This is a genomic window from Campylobacter sp. CNRCH_2013_0855 (genome assembly GCF_025773025.1).
Taxonomy (GTDB): Bacteria; Campylobacterota; Campylobacteria; order Campylobacterales; family Campylobacteraceae; genus Campylobacter_D; species Campylobacter_D jejuni_C.
In genome coordinates this window covers 1-610 of record NZ_JAKMTE010000070.1, presented here as the reverse complement: position 1 = coordinate 610, position 610 = coordinate 1, and the positions used below count along the sequence as shown (strand labels likewise).

The 610-nt window shown below is 23.4% G+C and carries 1 pseudogene; it reads right to left on the bottom strand.

Features of this window, described 5'->3' with window-relative positions:
- Positions 1–610 (bottom strand): annotated as a pseudogene (locus L8X40_RS08480) (hypothetical protein); the annotation flags it as partial.

Sequence of the window (610 nt, the reverse complement as noted above, 5' to 3'; positions counted from 1 at the left end):
TTAATCTCAAAAAACCCATTATAATTAAAACTATAATCAAAATAATCCACAAAATAACTACCTCTTTTTTCAAATCCCATGTCAAATATTTCTTTTTCGTATTTTTTGCTTAATTCATTATTTAAATCATTATAATTTATTTTTGTATCATCTATATAAGCTGCAGGGTTAAAAAGAGAATTGATTTCATTTTGAAGCATACCTTGAGAAAGTTTTAATATAAACCCACCCAAACTAAAAACAAAATAATCATAAAAATACTCATCATCAAAAGTAATCAAATAATCTTTGCTTTTTCTATCTTGCCCAGCCAAATAATCTAACATAGTAAGCAATAAGGAATTTTTCTTAATTAAACGATCATTTTTAAAACCTTCCACTTGTCTTTGGGTAATTATTCCTAAGTTACCCAATTCTTCATAAAATTCATCATCAAATGCATAAGGTTTTATACCATTATCTTTATAAATTTGTTCTATATAATCTTGAATTATTCTTACATTTTTATTATGAATTTCATTTACATAAGATAAGATTTGTTCTTGATTTAGTATAGTTGTATTTTTTTCTATTTTACATTGATATTCTAGGTTTTTTGGGCTTGTTATAT